Annotated in this window: 9 protein-coding genes; 8 read left to right on the top strand and 1 reads right to left on the bottom strand. The window is 40.2% G+C overall.

All coding sequences use genetic code 11. The annotated features are described in order from the left end of the window. The first annotated feature begins 3 nt into the window (after positions 1 to 3). Positions 4 to 2,868: an immune inhibitor A domain-containing protein gene (locus tag ABVT42_RS04795; RefSeq protein ID WP_353873885.1), complete on the top strand. Its 2,865-nt coding sequence runs from the start codon at positions 4 to 6 to the stop codon at positions 2,866 to 2,868. Between the two features lie 230 nt (positions 2,869 to 3,098). Then, positions 3,099 to 4,820: an alkaline phosphatase D family protein gene (locus ABVT42_RS04790; protein ID WP_353873886.1), complete on the top strand. Its 1,722-nt coding sequence runs from the start codon at positions 3,099 to 3,101 to the stop codon at positions 4,818 to 4,820. Positions 4,821 to 4,969: 149 nt separating this feature from the next. On the opposite strand, the gene ABVT42_RS04785 is transcribed toward ABVT42_RS04790, so the two are convergent. Then, on the bottom strand, positions 4,970 to 7,558 hold the full coding sequence (locus ABVT42_RS04785; protein WP_353873887.1) for a polyprenyl synthetase family protein: 2,589 nt from the start codon (positions 7,556 to 7,558) through the stop codon (positions 4,970 to 4,972). 289 nt (positions 7,559 to 7,847) lie between these two features. Between ABVT42_RS04785 and ABVT42_RS04780 the strand changes: the two genes are divergently transcribed. The 6 genes from ABVT42_RS04780 to ABVT42_RS04755 all read left to right on the top strand — a co-directional run bounded on the left by ABVT42_RS04780 (position 7,848) and on the right by ABVT42_RS04755 (position 15,333). After that, the gene (locus ABVT42_RS04780) at positions 7,848 to 8,312 is read left to right on the top strand and encodes a hypothetical protein (protein ID WP_353873888.1); all 465 of its coding nucleotides are present in this window, start codon (positions 7,848 to 7,850) and stop codon (positions 8,310 to 8,312) included. Positions 8,313 to 9,178: 866 nt separating this feature from the next. Next, positions 9,179 to 12,154 (top strand): NAD(P)-dependent oxidoreductase, encoded by a 2,976-nt coding sequence (locus ABVT42_RS04775; RefSeq protein ID WP_353873889.1) that lies wholly within the window; start codon positions 9,179 to 9,181, stop codon positions 12,152 to 12,154. A gap of 198 nt (positions 12,155 to 12,352) precedes the next feature. Further along, a complete protein-coding gene (locus ABVT42_RS04770; RefSeq protein WP_353873890.1) occupies positions 12,353 to 13,486 on the top strand; it encodes a glycerate kinase type-2 family protein in 1,134 nt (377 codons plus the stop codon). 318 nt (positions 13,487 to 13,804) lie between these two features. Then, positions 13,805 to 13,963: a hypothetical protein gene (locus ABVT42_RS04765; protein ID WP_353873891.1), complete on the top strand. Its 159-nt coding sequence runs from the start codon at positions 13,805 to 13,807 to the stop codon at positions 13,961 to 13,963. A gap of 66 nt (positions 13,964 to 14,029) precedes the next feature. Continuing rightward, positions 14,030 to 14,680: a hypothetical protein gene (locus ABVT42_RS04760; protein ID WP_353873892.1), complete on the top strand. Its 651-nt coding sequence runs from the start codon at positions 14,030 to 14,032 to the stop codon at positions 14,678 to 14,680. Positions 14,681 to 14,733: 53 nt separating this feature from the next. After that, the gene (locus ABVT42_RS04755; RefSeq protein ID WP_353873893.1) at positions 14,734 to 15,333 is read left to right on the top strand and encodes a PPC domain-containing protein; all 600 of its coding nucleotides are present in this window, start codon (positions 14,734 to 14,736) and stop codon (positions 15,331 to 15,333) included. The last annotated feature ends 360 nt before the right edge of the window (positions 15,334 to 15,693 follow it).

Here is a 15,693-nt window from a genome sequence, read left to right as displayed (position 1 = left end):
ACCATGATCAAATTGAAAAATTTCTTCGCTCAATCAGTTGTCGCAGCCTCGCTTGCTGCCACGTTATCGATCACTACCGTCAATGCAAAACCAGAACGCTCTCTGTCATTAAGAGATCCGGGTACCGTTAATCAGGAAAGAATCCTTTATTGGTTAAAAAAGCGCGGCGAATTATCTGAAAACGCAACCTATGCTGAGCAACAAGCCGCCTTAACTCGTTTCATAAAGCCAGAAACACTGAGTAACCAACAGTACATTAATCGCTTGAATGGCAAACTAATGTCGAATTTGCCGATGCGTTCATCTCACGCAGGCCACGCTCACGCCGGACACACTAAAAATGCTCAAGCGGTCCCACATGAAGTAAAAGTATTAACAATACTCATTGATTTTCCTGATTTACCACATGATGATAATCGATTGACCGCCAGTGATACTAATATGTATTACGCTAGTTACCCTAAAGAACACTATCAAGATTTAATGTTTTCCCCAACCGGATTTACCGGACCAAGTGGGCAAAACCTACAGTCTTCACGTCAATATTATTCTGCAGAGTCTGGTGGCGAATTTGTATTTAATGGCACCGTTTATGGTTGGGTTACCGCAGATAAAAATGCGAGTGAATATGGCGCCAATGATCCGGATAATAATGACTCAGATATTAATACGGTCGGTTTAATCAAAGAAGCGGTAACCAAAGCCGTTGCCGAATATGGGATTACATTGAGTGATTTTGATCGGTATGATCCAACAGACTTGAACAAAAATGGCATTCTTGATGAACCAGATGGATATATTGATTATTTAATGGTATTTCATTCCAGCATTGGTGAAGATGCCGGTGGTGGAGTCTTGGGCACCGATGCTATCTGGTCACACCGTTGGAATGTAAATAACTATTTAGTACCAGGTGGTGATGGCATTCGTGCACATGACTATACCGTGCAACCGATTGATGCCGCAATTGGTGTTGTCTCTCACGAATTTGGTCATATGGTTGCCAATTTACCTGATGAATACGATACCAACAATAATGAGCCTGGTTCACCTGTCGGTACCTGGTCAATTATGGCAAGTGGAAGTTGGGCCGGTACCACGATTCCTGGCGCAATGCCAACAGGATTTAGTCCACAAGCCAGAGAAACACTACAACAAAAGTTTGGTGGTAAATGGATCAATCAACAAACAATTGAGTTAGCTGATTTAGAAGCAGGCGATCAAACTATCGATCTGGTTGAAGCTGTAAAACATGATAGCGGTATTAATCAGGTTAAAATCAATTTACCCAAACCGGTTTCAATATTTAATCCAAGTGCAGGCAACTACTTTTATTACTCCAAGCGGGGTGATTCTCTGAATAATACCGCCAAATTTAATCTGACCATTCCGACGGGCAGTAGCCACACGCTAACAATGAAAGCGCAATGGGATATTGAAAAAGACTGGGATTACGCACAAATATTAATTGATGGTGTCGCAGTGGCAGGCAATCACACCATCGCGACTAACCCAATTCCAGATCAATATCCAAGCGAAACTCATTATCAAACGGTCACCAATTACCTGTCAGAAAAATCGAGCAAAATTGGTGAAAACTGGGTTGATCTGACCTTTGACCTTTCTGCCTACAACAATCAAACTGTTGAAGTCACAATCAAGTACTACACCGATGCCAATACAGGCGGCTATGGTATTATGGTAGACAGCATTGCACTTAATTCCGATGGCAACAGCGTCATCGTGGCCGATACTGAAGTTGCCAACAGTGTCACGCTGGCGGGATTCGAGCGCATCAGCCAGCATCAAATTATTGGTGAAGACCAAAACTATTACATTCAGTTACGCAGTCATAACAGCGTAGATGCTGGATTAAAAGCTGAAAGCTACGATCACGGTGTTTTAATGTGGTTTGCTAACAAGGCATTTTACAATAATGAATCATCGGTTCATCCCGGTGAAGGTTTTTTAAGTGTCATTGATGCCGACCAAAATATTATTTCCGATGCAACTTACGGAATCTGGTGGACCTATAACCAAATTCGTGATGCCATTTTTAGTTTATATGCGCAATCGGAAAAAGCAGCCGATAGTAACCTGCAAGCGATTTCAATATTTGACGACTCGTTCGATTACTCAACACCAGAGCAACCTGAGTCTGGTGTTGTATTACCAATTAATGGCTTAAAAATGGAAGTATTATCACAGGAAACCGATAGTACAACTGCACAAATAAAACTGTCGTTAGCTGGCGAATTGACTGCGAGTTTCACCGTTAATAAAACGGGCTTAAATGCCACTTTTAGCGACACCACTCGCGGTGGTAAAGGCAATCGCACCTATAGTTGGGATTTTGGTGATGGTAACACCAGCAGCGAAGCGTCACCAAGTCACACTTATGCGCAATCAGGCAGTTATACTGTAGCGCTGAGTGTTACCGATGGCGAAAATACTACCAGCACTTATCAGTTGGTGGTCGATATACAAGCTGCCGCCGCACCGGTTGCCTCATTTACCTCCACCAAAAGTAATTTAACGGTTAATTTAACTAATACATCAACCGATGGTGAAGGCACATTAAGTTATGCTTGGGATTTTGGTGATGGATCAACCAGTACCAATCAGTCACCATCACATACTTATGCTGCAGCAGGAACTTATACCATTACACTAGTCGTTACTGATTCATTGAATCGTACCAGCGAGAGCAGCGCATCAGTTACAGTCAGTACACCGCCCGCACCTCCTCCAGCACCAGAAGAAAAGAGCGGTGGTGGTGGCAGCATGGGTCTGTTATTCATGCTGTTCCTGGCTTTATTAAAAATCTCGACTCAAGCCAGTGAAAATCGTAGACACTGGGTAAAATAGTTAAATTTTGTTACTTTGATAAGGGCCTTTTTGGCCCTTTTTTTATGCTGCCGAATTGAGTCTTATCCGCTATCCATACCATTTTATCTATCCATTGTCAGATTCATATTTTCTGCTATTACAAAACTTCTCGTTTCAAATAACTGACATCCATCGTTCATCGACTTGTCACACCTTACGCTTAAGGTCTAGCCACTTTTCTTATTTAATTAATCAGATCCTGAACGCTTATGTCAAAACTTACTCGTCGTGAATTTGTGCGCAATTCACTTATGGGAATCAGTACAGCGGCTATCACTGTGGGGTTATCGACCTCATTAACTGGCTGCTCATCTTACGATTTAATTAACGCTGACTTTCTACATGGCGTCGCCAGCGGCGATCCACAAAGTGATCGTGTCATTATTTGGACTCGAGCGACGCCAAAAGATCCAGCGGTTGATTCCGTCGCGATTTTATGGGAAGTAGCCAGTGATGCAAATTTTGATCAGATAATTGCCCGAGATGTTGTCAGTACTTCGGCATCACGAGACTTTACCATTAAAGTCGATGTAACCGGATTATCAGCAGCAACCATTTATTACTATCGATTCCGCTCGCGTAATCATCGTTCGCCCGTAGGAACGACCAAAACACTACCAACCGGATCAATCGATCAGGTCAAACTTATTGTTGTTTCCTGCTCAAATTACCCTGCCGGATACTTTCATGCTTATGGATTGGCGGCGCAACAAAGCAATATCGACGCAGCGATTCATTTAGGCGATTATATTTATGAATATGGCCGTGATGGCTATGCCAGTGAAGATGCTGAAGCACTTAACCGACAAGTTGAACCAGCTCACGAATTAATAACTTTAGCCGACTATCGAGCGCGTTATGCACAATACCGTACCGATAGCAATCTGCAAGCATTCCACCAAGCTTTCCCAATGATCGCCGTATGGGATGACCACGAAGTTGCCAATGATACCTGGCGTGATGGTGCGCAAAATCATGATGATAGCGAAGGTGACTTTTATGTGCGCCTGGCAGCAGCACTGCAAGCCTATGCCGAATGGATGCCTATTCGCCCGCCCGTCGATACCAACATTTCATCATTGTATCGAAGCTTTGAGTTTGGTGAATTAATTAACTTGATAATGCTCGACACCCGCATTATCGGACGAGACAAGCAGCTCTCCTATGCCGATTATTTCTCAAACACTGGCGAGTTCGACTATCAACAATTTAATGCTGACCGCTATTCAGATAGAAGTTTATTAGGAAGCAATCAGTTAACCTGGCTAAAACAACAACTCGATACCAATCATCAGTGGCATGTACTTGGACAACAGGTTTTAATGGGTGAAATGAATTTACCTGGCGCAATCGTCACAGGTCAATTATCACTTGCAGAATTTTTTGAGTTAGCCAAATTGGCCGAAATTGCCCAAACCAATCCTGAAGCACTCACTAATGAACAAATGCAGTTACTGCAAGAGAAAGGCCCTTTACTGCAAATGCCGCAACTACCTTATAATCTGGATGCATGGGATGGCTACCCAAAAGAACGTGACGAGATTTTCAATCATACGAAAAATAATAATTCAAACTTAATTGCACTAGCAGGCGATACGCATAATGCTTGGGCCAATGAGTTAAACACAATAATCGAGGGCGATATCGTTGTAAGAAACGGATTCGAATTTGCAACGCCCAGCATTTCTTCACCAGGTGCTGAAAGCTTTTTAGGGCTATCAACACCCGAAGCGGTTTTGCAAGCCGAAACAGCATTGCGTCAATTAGTTTGGAGTTTAAAATATACTAACCTGTCTAATCGCGGTTTTTTAACCGTCACCATTAACCGACAAGCAGCGACTGCTAATTGGACGTTTATCGATACGGTAAAAGCATCATCTTATCAAGAGCTCATTATCCGTCGTCATGAAATGGCGGTTATTCATCAATAGTGTTATTGGTGCTGGTTTTTATTAATTAGTCGAAGACTTCACTGCGTTTTTAAACGGTGAAGTCTTTAACTTTAGACATTTTAACCAGGCATAGTTTAAGCTTACGTACTTTAGCTTTACATACTTTGGCTTTTACACATTTAAAAAAACTAACGATCCCGATAAATGACAAAATCTGTTAGCTGTCGCATAAATGGTCGAATCACTTTAAAATGAACGAGTAATTCACTGGCTTGTTGATGATGGTGATATAGCTTTTGTAACGCACCGTTTTCGCCTAAACAAGTCACAAAGGAAGCTTTTTGTATTTGATTATCTTGATTAACCGGCTTTCCTAATTGTTCACTACAACCTTGAAAATCCAGCAAATCATCCTTTATTTGAAAAGCCAGTCCTAAATGATAGGCAAACTGTTTTAAGTACTGACGGTTTATATCATTTTCTCCAGCTAAAATGGCGGGAATCACCAGTGAGGCTTCAATCGCTAATGCGGTTTTTAACTCACTGATTAACGTCAGGTGCTGAACATCGGTTTGATAACAATCCGATTGCAAATCAAGCCACTGCCCTTCACAAATGGCTTGAGTAATGCTCGCCGCATAACTCAAGGACTTAAGCACTAAAGCCGCATCAAACTTATCCATCTGGCTCTGCACCTCTACCGCACGCATCATTAAGTAAACACCACTTAATTCAGCAAAAGCTTCACTTTGATAGTGATGATGCAAACTCGGTTGTCCACGACGAAAATCAGCATTATCCTGCGACGGTTTATCATCAAAAATTATTGAGGCAGTATGCATATACTCAAGCATTTGCAACACCGCCACACAATCAGATTGTGCAAAACCGTACTCTTCCACACACATCATATAAGCTAACACCGAACGCATTCGCTTACCGCCTGCACGTAGACTATAGTTACACCCCTGCTCTAGTTGACTATTTTCCAATTTAGCGTGGCGTGTTAACGGAATAATTTTATCAACGGTATTCTTTATAGTTTGATATTTTTGCCGAAAAGCGACTTTCTGCTGGTTTGACTGAGTAAAAAACCGAGCAACTTCTCGGCTGATTAATTTGTCAAACCAGGCAACATCATTTGGCGAACGAACTAATTGATTAATCACACCGTTAAATTCAATATTATCTGTCACCAATAGTTTTTCTGATAAACGCTGATATGGTGAATTCCCCAGAGCATTTAATAAACTTTTATGTGCATTAATACTTCGTTCAAGCAACAATTGCTTGGCCTGAGGCTGATTTTGATAAACATGATAAATTAAATAATAAACCACTGCCCAATAAAATAGGTAAGGATTGGTTAATGATTGAGATGATTGAGTTATTGTGTTGGTTTCTTCCACTTGCCGATAATAATAGGTATAAGGGGTGAGATTTCCTTGCGCTAAATCGTCAAATATATCTTTGATATCATCATTAAATTGATTATAAATTCCAAAACAAAAAGTATGATAATTAAAATTCTCATCAACCTGACAACTGACAATTTCTTTGGCAATTAAGCGGCAGCCTGCAGATTTTAAAATCACAGGTAAAAACAATTCATCTAGAGAATAAGTTGACTGGTTTAAACTTCGTTGACGATCAATATCCTGAGCTTCAAAAAAGATATAAGCCTGCTCAAAAAACTGCTTTGCCTGCATAGCAGACAAGCAAGTCTTTATTGTCTCAAAAGCTTCACTTAACGATTGATACACAAAGCGCATTGCCGCCTGATTCTCTGCCCTGAATGGCGGGCATGTGACCACTTTGCCCTGGATCAGACTTTGTCGTATTGCTTGATTAAACTGTTGTTTTTCTTGCTGACTCAACGCTGTTGCCGAATCTTGCAGATCATCGATAAACGGATAAGTCAGTCCATAGCTATAACCCAGTTTGATCGCTTGAGCCAGCTTTCTACGACGATCCGTTCGATTTAAATCAGCAGGCATTGCTAGTAGTTGATGAAGTACCACACCTGCAATAATTTTAACCAGTTTACGCATTGCATGAGTGGCATCAATGCCTTGTGGCAGATTATTTTGTATCTTAGAAAGTTTATTAATCAGCCAAAAGCAAGTATCTTCTACGCCATATTGTTTAGCTTTTTTCAGTAGCCAATACTGATTAAATTCGGTATCGATTTCATCTGTTTTATCTCGCTGATGGGAATTCACATTTGTCCGTATCCAGCGGCTGATTTGTTTGACGGTAACTGCAATATCTTTGCGTGTCTTACGATGATTTAACGACTGTCCTAAGTCACGCATAAAAATATAAGCTATAGACTTGTGCAAATACCGATTCAGCTTTCGTTCAGCGATAAGTTTTTCAAGAAAGGTCCAACTATCTATCTTGGTTGACGAGTCTGATTTCTTCGACGACTTAGACAACTGCAAACTAGCGGTATGGGGCTGTGTGTTATATTCAAAATCAGTTGCTGATTTAACAAACTGTTGTGAAGTCAATTGAATTGAAGTCTCAAATTTTGCTTCTAGGGTAGACAGTCCAACAGTCTCTTGCTTAGTATAATGTTTAGCCCATTGTACATAATCCTTACGTAACCGATCTAAATATTCGCCTTTGGCAATAACTTGCTGTAATTCCGTTAAATACCATTTAGCTCTTTTCTCGGCTTTGCTATAAACACAGGTATCAATATAATCACTTGTTAAATTTTCAAACCGATCAAATTGAGTGGATTTTTGGTTAAATCTAGAGTGATTCTTCAAGCAGCTACTCTCCCCTATAAATTTTAATGCGTGCGCCACTTTCAACAAAGCAATATATATACCAAAAATATCTTATTGATTCTAAAGGATTTATATAAATATTCATATGGGTATTTACATAAAAGTTTAATGAAATTGACCAAGTTTAGCGGGATCATACTATAAAATGAGATAAATCAAACATCGCTTATGTGTCTATACCAATATAAATAGCTGGCGGGTTTAATCAGGATTGTCTATTTTTAAAACGTCTGGTTGTCAATTTAAACCATCAATATGGAAATAAACCATGATTTATAAATTCAAAACCGCCATACTACTTTGCATTACCAGCTTTTCGATCAGTGCCAGTAATTCTCAATTAGCCGATAAAATTAGTGATGAGGTTGTTGATGCATTAATTGAATCCCACGCCAAAATGATCAACACCAACATTCTAAGCGAAATTTGTCGTAGTCCCCAATATTTATCGATTAACTATGCCGCCAATAAAATACGTTCAGAAATAGCCGAGAAAATAAAAATTGTCGCTACACAACGTAAACTCGAACAATATAATCTAACAGAACTAATCGAAATTACTTCACTAGAATTCCAGGCTTTTTTAGACGGTACACGATACGGTGCATATGTCGCTAAAAACTATAAGCTGGGCACATTAGAAAATGAATGCTCTAAAGAAGTACAACTAACGCTACAAGCCTCACAGAAAAAACTTTCTGATGAAGAAAGCTATTTAGTCGTTAGTCGTTAGTCGTTAAGCAAATTAACTTAGAGACTAGCCAAGCAAAAAAAAACCGGTTTGGGGTAAACCGGTTGAATACATTTAGTTTTAGCAAGTTCAGTACTAAATGTCGAGAAAACTGTCGTTCATCATGCCTTTGGCAGAAAATCTTTTAAAACAATAATTAATCTGAAAATAATTTAAAGACTAATATGATTTTATTCATACAATAAATGAAACCCGTTAAATATATCTTCGACTTAAAACACAAATAATTGAGGTTTTTTTTCATTTTTTTTAAACTTTTTTACAAGCGCTTTTATTTTCAAACAATTAGCTTCAAAATGTTTTTTAATTTAATAATCGGTATTTTCTTGACGCTATATAAAACATCTCTTAAACATTTTTTGCTTTTTATTATTAATCAATATAAAAATGGTGGCATGTATAAATGCGAGTGTTTTAAAGTTTAAAAAAATAAAAAATCCACTTCAAAGACAACAAAACAAGATGCAACCAAACAACTTGACTATACAAGCAAATTAATTTTTTAAAACCAAAATACTTTATCGATTTATCACAAAACAAGAAAACAAAAAGCAGTATTATTCAAAAACGCGATAACAAAAATATCGTTAACTCACATTTCTTCCGGTAAAAGATCCCCAAATCAGCATTAATTGGTCAATAGGAATTGACAAAATTCACTCATCTTTGGCTTAATGGCTAACTTTTTAAATCCTAACCAGCAGAAAGTTTATTTTTTTGCATATATAACCTTAAAACCTAAGAGTATTTCTAAAATTTGGCGCTATCTTTTAAAATTGCGCGCAAATTAAAACAATAAAGAAGAATGGCCTTTTTTGTAATCCAGAATTATAGCTAGGAATGATAATATGACAGATGTTCACCAACTGAAAGCACAACGACAAGCTTCATTAGACGCTACGCAATCAGGGGCTCCTGCAAGAACAACCAACCAGTTTTTTGGTGTTGGTCCAATTACCGATATGACAATAGATGAAGTTGATGCAAGATTATTGCAGTTTCAATTTCATAGTTGGGTAGAACAAAATTACCCAAAACTTGACGATAAAGGCAATAAAATTGGTCAGTTTACGACCGCAGAACTTGCTCGCGGTATGCATCGTGGATACCCCGCAGATAAAGTTCTGTTAGATATGATGCGCGAGATTCATCGCTATTTTGGTTTTCCAAAGAGCAATAAAATGGCGGTTGGCTTAGGGGGTGGACATAGTGGTTTCACTGTTTGTGCTATGCATCTGGTCAACCCTAACAATGCTGATCAACTGGTTTATGTCGATACACCAACCCCAGAAACCGAAGCCGGTATGGCAGGTGGATTCTTCCGTCAATCCTGGGGGGCGCAACTGTTAGAAATGCAACGCTATGCGGCAAACGGCGACGAAAGCAGAATTCTATTTGCTGACGGCGAAGGCAGTATTCCTTCGACTGATTCATTACTAGCGAAAAAAGTAAAACTTTTCATAGGTGTTGGTCATGAAACAACTGGCGCTACCACTTATACCGAAGATGAAGTTAAAAACCTGCTGGCCTGGATTGACAGTGACCCACAAAATCATCATGCCGTTATTGATGGTACTTCAATGTTAGGCGCAATGCCTTGGTCAAATGATACCGTTGAACAGGTTATGACTAAGTGTTGTATGTTTATGCCTTTCCAAAAAGCCATTGGTGGTATTTCAGGTTATTTCGTCATTTCTTTGACCCCTGCCGCCGTAGAATTAATTGATAAAAACCAGGAAGATCCATCTTGGCCAATTCCACGTCAGTTAAAAATTGCAGTGCCGGTTGATGCAAAAAAACCATTAAGCAGCAAAATTACCACCGCATTAGGTCCACTTTACAATCCTGAAGACGATAAAATGCAGGGTGGCATCATCAACACTTTCAGTACCCTGGCATTTGCAGAAACAACATTTGGTTTACTGCGTAGTGAACGACGTTTAGGTAATATTCAACAATTAAACGAACTATCAGCCAAAAATCGTAAAATTGTCAATGACTGGGTGAGTCAAAACCCATTATTTGAACTGGGTGTTGGCGATATCGAAAAGCGTGGAGCAGCAGTTACTTTACTTAAAGTCAACGATCCGGATATTACCGATGCAGAAATTCATGCAAAGATTATTCTTCGTTCAAAACAAATGCTCGGTTACGAAGGCATTACTCATACTAACGGCTGTTATGAAAAAGGTCTTGATGTAGCACGTTATGTCAATGCGTTCCCCGGTACGCCTGGTGATTACCGAGCCTGGATTGGCGGCGTACGTCCACACGAAGATATCAGTGCATTACTGGATAATATTGAATACGCTTACCATCGAGCTAAAATATCAGTATTAGAAGATTTATTGGCAGAACAAGGCGAAACATTCCCGCAAGAAAATGATAGCTCAGAATTAACTCGCCAAGATGATCCGCAAAGAGCGTATAAAATACTGATTGCTGATTTAGTTGGTATGCGCTTTGATGCTAACGGAAACCCTGACTTTAGCGAAGTAAAAGCCCATATTGAGGCCAAGGGTGGTCAGTTCCACGAAGGCTCAGTCGAGTCGGCTGGAGAACTTGAAAAAGGTAAATTGCATTTCTTCTATCAACCTGATTTAAGTACAGAAGAAGAGCTGCTGGCTCAAACTGCGGATTCTCAATATGACGCACTGATTGCTGCAGCAACATTCTTTCCTGCGCAGTCAAAATTTGCATTTGGCGGTGTGAGAATAGGCGCAGGCACCGGTAACATGGGCAGCGATAGCTGGGGCGGTGGTAACGGCGCAGGTGGTGAAGCACCATTGATGAATACCCCTAGCTTCAATTCACGTGCAACCGCACAAATGGCAATTAAAGCACTACTTAAAGTTTGTCCGGATTTACCAGTTCAAACCATGCACGATTTAGTTGTGGCAGGTGATTTTGACACGGGTAAAAACCTGTGTGAATACCCTACCGAAAAACTGGAAGGCAAAAAACTGGCCGTATTAGGTTATGGCAACATTGGTCGAGAAGTCGCTCGACTGGCTCAGGCATTTGGAATGAGTGTCACTATTTACGCCCGTGAAAAGCACCAAAAATGGATTGAATCTGAAGGATTCAACTATGCTTCAACCATTATTGAAGCCGCAACCGGTGCCGATGTAATCAGCCCGCATACAGGGTTGGGTGCAAAAGATGCAACAACCGGAAAATTTGCTAACCAAGGTATTTTAAATACCGAAGTGTTTAATGCATTAAACGATGGTGCGATTGTTGTCAATTATGACCGTGGTGAAATCATTGACACAGATGCACTCGACAGTGCCATGCATACTGGAAAAGTCCGCTATGCGGCAATCGATGCCGATTTGTTTAAAAACGCGGAGACAGGTGAGTTAAGCGGTCCAATGCTGCCTTATTTAAATGTTGTTAAAAACCATCCTGAAAAAATGGAACTTTTACCGCACGCAGCAGCCGACACAGAACACCTATCACGTGTTGAAGGCGCCAAGCAGGCCGTGAATCAAATTTTTGATGTTATCCAGTTTAAAGTTGTCACTAATGCTGTGGGAGATATTCCTGCGGGCTATACCAGCAATGGTGCGAAAACAGTTAAATGTGTTGGTAAAGTTACCGCACAAGATTTAACTGGTGCAGCATTTAATGCCCAAGAAGTTGCCTCTTTAAGACAGCTTTCTGAGCAAATGGCAGCCTTTTGGGGGGCAATCGATGCCACTATGGATGCAGCAAGAAAACAAGAACTACTGGATCGTTACGCCGCAGAAATGATATTAAATGCAAATACCTATGCCAGCCAATTAGCAGCACTGGGATTGCAAGGCCCTGTTGCGGAATAAGTTACTGAAAAATATATTGGCTAAACTTTTATCAAAGTAAGTTTCAATATGTAACTTTGTGAATAAGTAATTAACAAAGTCAGTAACGACAATGTTCTTAGCAAAAACGTCGCAAATTTTCGCGGCGTTTTTGTTTTGAGAAAAAGCGCTTTATCGCTACAGTCATGAGTTTTTGTTCAATTCATCAGGAAAATTGTCATGAATCAAACAATTAAAAATCAACTTATCCAGCTATGGCAAGCCGGTGTAAATGCAGTTTCCGGAAAACAAGCCGTTATTCAGGCATTTAAAAATCACCCTGACTTTCAACCCGACTTGATTATTGCAGTGGGTAAAGCTGCCAGTGGTATGTGCTTGGGTGCACTCGATGCAATATCGGCTCCCTGCCCCGCAATTGTGGTGACTAAGTACCATCATACTGATCCACAATTATCGGCGAAACCAGATGTAGAAATAATCGAATCTGCGCACCCGGTTCCCGATGAAAACTCATTGCTTGGTGGAAAAACTATTCTACAAGCCGTCTCTCAAATGAGTGAAAATTCAAAATTACTTTTGCTGGTTTCTGGCGGCGCTTCGGCTCTCAGTGAATGTTTACCGGAAGAAACCGGTTTACAGGATTTACAAAAAATCACGAATGAAATGCTGGCATCAGGTCAATCAATAGCGGCCATTAACGCCAAAAGAAAAGCCCTATCACAAATAAAAGATGGCAAGTTATTAGCACAATTTAAGGGACTAGAAGCACTGGTTTTTGCAATCTCTGATGTAGAAGGCGATGACATTCAAGTCATTGGTTCAGGCACAGGCGATAGCCGATTAATCAACCATAAGGCGCAAAGTCAAATTATTGCGTCGAATAAAATTGCGCGAGATGCAGTTTGTGCGGCAGCACAAACACTTAATTTACCGGTCAATCTCAATCAAGAAACCCTATACGATGATGTTTTTAGCATTGCGCCTAAAATTGCCGATGCATTAACAACCGGCCAACCCGGTGTTTACCTGTGGGGTGGAGAGCCAACCATTCAATTACCGGCCAATCCTGGCAATGGTGGACGCAATCAAAGTCTTGCACTAGCGGTGGCAAAGGAAATTCAAGGTAAAAACAATATTCATTTGCTAGTTGCAGGCACCGATGGTACTGACGGCCCAACAGATGCAGCAGGTGGTATTATTAACGGCCAAACATTTTTAATTAATTCGCAACAAGCCGAACGTGATTTACAAAATGCCAATGCAGGTGCTTATTTACGCGAAACTGATAGCATCTTCATTTCAGGACCAACCAACACCAATGTTATGGATCTTGCTATCGCAATTATTGAATAGCCGTTAATTTTAACGGCTGTTTCTTTATTTTTTTGGCGTTAAATCGCCCCATATTAGTCAAATTTTACAGCTATTCCACAAAAGAGTACCGTAAATTAATTTATTTTTTTAACGCGATTAGCTAGCAAGTTCTATTTTTATTCAATTATTTTTCACTTTCCTATCAGCTTTTTTGTTATAAATTTCGTGTGTTTTCTCATGGCTTAGCGACCCTCTGATACGCCGTGACCAGTCACAAGAAATACGTGGGATAAATCCAATAACAATAAAACAACAATAATAAGCGGTTAATTCCTTTAATCGCTTCAGGAGAATAATATGAATAATACAAAGATGAAAATGTCACTCATCAGCCTTGGAGTGCTTTCCGCTTTAAACTTAAATGCGGCTGAACTGTTCAATACCCAGAAAACATTTACCCAAGCAACGCAATTAATGGCTAGCAATCCAAGCATTAACCAGGCTTACACTTACTAGGCAAACACCAATGCTTTAAGCTTAAGTACCACTAAACTCACATTAAATTTATTTCCAGAACTTGAATTGTTTGCAAATAAAACTGAAGCTTATATTAACAACTCAGGTAGTTTAATTTGGAAAGGTAGTGTTGCATCCAAAAACAATTCACTGACCTCAAAAGACTATACCGACTCTGTTATTTTAGTCATGCGCAATAATAAAATTTCAGGGACGGTTCGCTATGATGGACGTCTTTATAAAATTGAACCAACCGCAAATGGTTCACATCTGGTTTCTGAAATCAACGAAGCTCAAATGAAACCCGATCATCCACCAGGTGCAATGGCAGAACTTGACGCTCAAAGCGCACCAACTACCATTCCTGAAAATACACAAACCACTCAGGTTCAAGCTAATCCAGTGATTCGCGTATTAGTGCTCTACACCTCGGATGTGGCGCAAAACATGCCAACGCTGGTTGATCTGGCTGTCGAAGAGACTAACCAAGGCTATGTTAACAGCGGCGTTAATGCCACTGTAGAACTGGCTCACTTACAACAAGTTAATTATACTTCAACCGATATATCAACCGACTTAAATCGGTTAAAAAGTACTTCTGATGGCTATATTGACGAAGCACACCAACTACGCGATCAGTATGCCGCAGATGTGGTTATGCTTATGGTTCCCGATAAAGGTTCAGCTTGTGGTAAGGCAGCAGCGCATTTGCAGTAACTGCCGAAGATTGTGCGACAGGCTATTATTCATTTGGGCATGAGATTGGGCACTTGCAATCAGCGCGATATAATCCAGAAACCGATTCCAATACAACCCCATTTGCCGATGGACATGGACATCAAGACACTGAGAAACAATGGCGTACCGTAATGTCTTATAACTACTCACTAAGTTGCCCCAGAATCAACTGGTGGTCTAATCCTAATAAAACCCGTAATGGACGTTCCATGGGAACCACTGCTAAGAGCAATAATACCCGCATACTCAATTACACCTCACCAACTATTGCAGGATTTCGTGACGGAGGAACGACACCTCCGCCACCGCCGCCGGGCAATAATGAACTGGAAAATGGCGTAGCAATAAACAATCTTGAAGCCACCAAAGATAATGAGCTTAACTTCACTATGCCAGTACCAGCTGATGCCTCTAACATTTTATTTGAAATGTCAGGTGGTTCAGGAGATGCCGATCTTTATGTGAAGTTTGGGTCTAAACCAACCAACTCAAGTTATGATTGTCGTCCTTATAAAAATGGCAACGTAGAAAGTTGTAGCTTTAACGCACCTGCTGCAGGCACATGGTATATAGACCTTTATGGCTATAGCATCGCCTCAGGTGTCAGCTTAAACGTTAAAGCAAACCCTTAAAGCATGTTGCATGGTGCTCACTTGTACTAAATAATGCTTGAAACGCATTTTAGTTATTACATAAAACGTCAAACAAAGGAAAGGGTTAAGTAGGCCCTTTCCTTTGATGGATTATGCAAAAACTTAAATTGTCTCGATAAAACAGCAATCATTTATTTGATACGCTGAATCGAATAAGGTTATAGAAAGGTCGCATTTAGTCATTTAACGTCAGTTAAAAACTAGCAGAAAATGGCCGTTTCCCTAAGGTTTTAGCAATAAAATCGAACGACTCTAACTCACTATAGAATCCGCTTAGAGACAAGACTGGCCAAGTACTTAGGTAATAATGCCGTTGATTTTAGCATTTGAATAACGGTA

Origin of the sequence: Aliikangiella maris, assembly GCF_040719265.1 — a bacterium.
Classification (GTDB): domain Bacteria; phylum Pseudomonadota; class Gammaproteobacteria; order Enterobacterales; family Kangiellaceae; genus Aliikangiella; species Aliikangiella maris.
This window is presented reverse-complemented; position numbering and strand designations above follow the sequence as displayed.

What these genes read in the sequence shown, in the direction of transcription:
- ABVT42_RS04795 (WP_353873885.1), top strand. Translation starts at nt 4, where the DNA reads ATGATCAAATTGAAAAATTTCTTCGCTCAATCAGTTGTCGCAGCCTCG.
- ABVT42_RS04790 (WP_353873886.1), top strand. Translation starts at nt 3,099, where the DNA reads ATGTCAAAACTTACTCGTCGTGAATTTGTGCGCAATTCACTTATGGGA.
- ABVT42_RS04780 (WP_353873888.1), top strand. Translation starts at nt 7,848, where the DNA reads ATGATTTATAAATTCAAAACCGCCATACTACTTTGCATTACCAGCTTT.
- ABVT42_RS04775 (WP_353873889.1), top strand. Translation starts at nt 9,179, where the DNA reads ATGACAGATGTTCACCAACTGAAAGCACAACGACAAGCTTCATTAGAC.
- ABVT42_RS04770 (WP_353873890.1), top strand. Translation starts at nt 12,353, where the DNA reads ATGAATCAAACAATTAAAAATCAACTTATCCAGCTATGGCAAGCCGGT.
- ABVT42_RS04765 (WP_353873891.1), top strand. Translation starts at nt 13,805, where the DNA reads ATGAATAATACAAAGATGAAAATGTCACTCATCAGCCTTGGAGTGCTT.